Source organism: Longimicrobium sp., from assembly GCF_036554565.1.
GTDB lineage: Bacteria > Gemmatimonadota > Gemmatimonadetes > Longimicrobiales > Longimicrobiaceae > Longimicrobium.
In genome coordinates this window covers 1-3,699 of sequence record NZ_DATBNB010000800.1, presented here as the reverse complement: position 1 = coordinate 3,699, position 3,699 = coordinate 1, and the positions used below count along the sequence as shown (strand labels likewise).

Here is a 3,699-nt window from a genome sequence, read left to right as displayed (position 1 = left end):
CAAGGAAGAGGGAATCGTCGTAGAGGGGCAGGTGACGGAAGTGCTCCCGGACCGCAAGTACCGGGTCGTGCTGGAGAACGGGCACATCGTTCTGGCCTACGGGGCGGGGAAGATGACCAAGTTCAAGATCCGCGTGATGGTGGGCGACCGCGTCACGGTTTCGCTGTCCCCGTACGACCTGACCCGGGGCCGGATCACGTACCGCCACAAGTGAGCCCGCGGGCCACACGCCCGCACCATCGCACGAACACGGAGGAAGTGGAATGGCGATCGGCAACAGCATTCGGCGCATCCGCGAAGAGGATCTCTTCGTGAACCACGAGGCGCGGCCGGATTGGATTTCGGCGACGGACCGTACGCCCGCGGTGGGCGAACACGTATTCTGCACGGCGGGCCAGGGCGTGGTCACCGCGCTGCTGGGCAAGACGGGTGACGGCAGCCGCCTGCTGCAGATTCAGCTCGACGACCCCACCACCAAGCCGTTCTTCGCGGCCGCCTCGAACGTGCTGGTAGCGCCGCGGTAAGCGCCGCTCCACTTTTCAGGGCCCACGCGGAAGCCCGGACGACTCCACGAGTCATCCGGGCTTCGTGCATTCCCTGCGCTCCGTCACACTTGAGTCGTGTCTTTGTTTCTCCGACGGCACGAAAAAAGGGCCGCCCCGTTGCCGGGGCGGCCCTTTCTGTCAGTACCGCTGTGGCTTAGCCGACGCGGGTGACGTTCTCGGCAGCGGGGCCCTTCTGGCCCTGCACCACATCGAACTCCACGCGCTCACCCTCGGCGAGCGTGCGGAACCCCTGGCCCTGAATGGCCGAGTGGTGGACGAAGCAATCCTTCGCGCCATCTTCGGGGGTGATGAAGCCGAAGCCCTTGCTGTCGTTGAACCACTTGACGGTCCCAGTCGTACGCATCCCGTAACTCCGTGTTTGTTGACCGACTCTCGAGGTTGCGGGACTTCCGAACCTGATCGCCTGTGCTGCGCGCGGGTGTCATGGCCGCCGCGCCGACCCACGATAGAGAGCTCCAGGAAACGAAATAGACCCGGGAAGCGAGCGCGCCCCAGGTCTTCTCAGTCCTCTGGCCTCTCTGTCGCAGGACCTAATCTAGCACGCACAGCCCCGCCTGTCAACTGCCTTGCGCGGCTGTTACGCGAATGCGCATCACGGGGCCGGGTCCTTGCACGAGCGCCGCCGACCGACCCGTGTTGCCGCGGCAGGCGCGGGCGCACGCCACTCAGCTCGCAAACGGTTCGCATGCAGGCGTTTACGGCCGCTCCGCATCACGACGTCCTCGTTCTTCTCATCCAGATTGCCCTGCTGCTGGCCTGTGCCCGGCTGCTGGGCGAGCTGGCCCAGCGGTTCGGGCAGCCCACCGTGGTGGGCGAGATCCTGGCGGGCATCGTCCTGGGCCCGTCGCTGCTCAGCGGCTTCTTTCCCGCCGTGGGGCACTGGATCGTGCCGCAGACGCCGGAGAGCGGCCACCTGCTGGAGGTGGTGAGCCTGTTCGGGGCCATGTTCCTGCTGCTGCTCACCGGGCTGGAAACGGACCTGCGGCTGATCCGGCGCCACTCGCGGACGGCGCTGGCGGCCTCGGCGGGCGGCATCATCGTGCCGTTCGCCACCGGCTTCATGCTGGGGCAGTACCTGCCGGGCGCGCTGCTGGCCGACAACGGCCAGCGCCTGGTGTTCGCGCTCTTCCTGGCGACGGCCATGAGCATCTCGGCCATCCCCGTGATCGCCAAGGTGCTGCTGGACCTGAACCTGATGCGCCGCGACATCGGCCAGACCATCATCGCCGCCGGCATGGCCGACGACGCGGTGGGGTGGATGCTGCTGTCCGTCGTCGTGGGGCTGGCGCGCAGCGGCGAACTGGAGGCGGGGGCGGTGGCCTGGTCCGTCGGCAAGGTGGTGCTGTTCATGGTCGTGAGCTTCACCGCGGCCAGGTGGCTGGTGGCACGCACCATCGCGGTGGTACAGGACCGCATGGGAAGCCACTTCCGCATGCTGTCGGCCGTGGTGGTGCTCACCTTTGCGTGGGGCTCGGTGGCGCAGGCGCTGGGGCTCGAGGCCATGCTGGGCGCCTTCGTGATGGGAATTCTGCTGGGGCAGCTGCCGCGCCTTCCGCACCGCATTCCCGAGCACATCGAGCAGATGGCCATCGGCATCTTCGCCCCCATCTTCTTCGCGGTGGCGGGGCTCAAGGTGAACGCGCGCAGCCTGCTGGAGCCCCGGCTGATCGTCATCACGCTGCTGGTGATCCTGGTCGCCAGCTTCGGCAAGGTGGTGGGCGGCTACTTCGCGACCCGCCTCTTTGCCCGGTGCGACCACTGGACGGCGCTCAGCTTCGGGGTGGGGCTGAACGCCCGCGGTGCCATGGAGATCATCATCGCCAGCATCGGCCTGAGCCTGGGCATCCTTTCGCAGGAGATGTTCTCCATCATCGTGGTGATGGCCATCACCACTTCGGTCATGGCCCCTCCGCTGCTGCGATGGACGCTTTCGCACATCCGCCCCGGCGAGAACGAGATGCGGCGCCTTCAGCGCGAAGAGGCGGCCGAAACCAGCCTGCTGGGGGCCGTGCGGCGGGTGCTGCTTCCCGTGCGCTGCGTGACCAACGAGCGCCGGTCGATCATGACGCTGGAGGCGCAGCTCGTCACGCAGATGCACTCGCACGAGCCGCTGGCGCTTACGCTGCTCACCGTTCGCGACGGGTGCACGCGCGAGGAGGCGGCGGCGCACCTGGACCGCATCGCGGAGCTGTTTCCCGGGATCGACGTCACGCGCAAGATCGTCGAGGGGCGTGTGGGCGACGTGATCCTGGACGAGGCGCAAAAGGACTACGACCTGCTGCTGCTGGGCGCCTCGAACGTGGACCCGAGCTCGCGCGAGCTGTTCAACCCGCTGGTGGATTACGTGATGCGCGTGTCGCCCTGCCCCACGCTGGTGGTGAAGGGGCGGCTGAGCGACTACCACTGGCCGCCGCAGCGCGTGCTGATCCCCACCAACGGCTCCATCGCCTCGCGCAACGCCGCCGACGTGGGCTTCATGCTCTCGGATTCGTCGGCCGAGGCGGTGGTGCTTCACGTGGTGCGTGAGCCCGAGGGCACGCGGGCGCACAACCGCGAAACCATGCTGGAGGTGGAGATGCCGGCGGCGCGCGCCATCGTCGACGAGTTGGTGAAGCGCGGCGAGGTGCAGGAGGTGCGCACCACGGGCGAGGTGCTGTGTTCGCGCGAGTCCGACCAGACGATCCTTCGCTACGCCGAGGCAGAGGGCGTAGACCTGATCGTGCTGGGCACGGACCTGCGTCCCGGCTCCGACCGCCTGTTCCTTGGGCCCCGCGTGGAGCGCATCCTGATGAACGCGCACTGTCCCGTGGCGATCGTGAACGCTCCGCAGTAACAGAACGTTTCACGCAGAGGACGCAGAGAAAACGGAGAGGACGCGGAGAACCGAAAGTGGTTCCTCTGCGTCCTCTCTTTCATCTCTGCGGCCGCTGCGTGAAACGACGTTCCTTCCCGGTCAGCTCGGCTGCGGGACCGTCTCTACGCGTTCGGTGACGGCGTCGGGGTGCTCGCCCAGGAACTCGATCCACTGGCTCTTGACTGCCGGGTAGTTCTTGGCGGCCTCCACCAGCTTCAGGAAGCACTCCACCGGTCCCTCGAACCACGTCTGGAGCTTGGCGTCGGCAATGCGGCCGTC

4 protein-coding genes and 1 pseudogene are annotated in these 3,699 nt (G+C 67.3%); 3 read left to right on the top strand and 2 right to left on the bottom strand.

Annotated features, from left to right (window positions below; translation table 11 throughout):
- Together infA and VIB55_RS22585 are read left to right on the top strand one after the other, a co-directional pair.
- Positions 1–214: translation initiation factor IF-1 (gene infA, locus VIB55_RS22590; RefSeq protein ID WP_331878936.1), on the top strand; the 214-nt coding region annotated here is incomplete at its 5' end.
- 49 nt (positions 215–263) lie between these two features.
- On the top strand, positions 264–524 hold the full coding sequence (locus VIB55_RS22585) for a hypothetical protein (protein WP_331023256.1): 261 nt from the start codon (positions 264–266) through the stop codon (positions 522–524).
- A gap of 175 nt (positions 525–699) precedes the next feature.
- On the opposite strand, the gene cspE is transcribed toward VIB55_RS22585, so the two are convergent.
- Positions 700–909 (bottom strand): transcription antiterminator/RNA stability regulator CspE, encoded by a 210-nt coding sequence (cspE, locus tag VIB55_RS22580; protein WP_331023257.1) that lies wholly within the window; start codon positions 907–909, stop codon positions 700–702.
- A 342-nt stretch (positions 910–1,251) separates the two neighbouring features.
- Here cspE and VIB55_RS22575 point away from each other — a divergent pair, with 342 nt between their 5' ends.
- The gene (locus VIB55_RS22575) at positions 1,252–3,399 is read left to right on the top strand and encodes a cation:proton antiporter (RefSeq protein ID WP_331878935.1); all 2,148 of its coding nucleotides are present in this window, start codon (positions 1,252–1,254) and stop codon (positions 3,397–3,399) included.
- A 120-nt stretch (positions 3,400–3,519) separates the two neighbouring features.
- Here VIB55_RS22575 and VIB55_RS22570 read toward each other — a convergent pair.
- Positions 3,520–3,699: pseudogene (locus VIB55_RS22570) on the bottom strand (hypothetical protein); the annotation flags it as partial.

Coding starts and splice junctions, on each gene's coding strand:
- cspE (WP_331023257.1), bottom strand. CDS start 909: ATGCGTACGACTGGGACCGTCAAGTGGTTCAACGACAGCAAGGGCTTC.
- VIB55_RS22585 (WP_331023256.1), top strand. CDS start 264: ATGGCGATCGGCAACAGCATTCGGCGCATCCGCGAAGAGGATCTCTTC.
- VIB55_RS22575 (WP_331878935.1), top strand. CDS start 1,252: ATGCAGGCGTTTACGGCCGCTCCGCATCACGACGTCCTCGTTCTTCTC.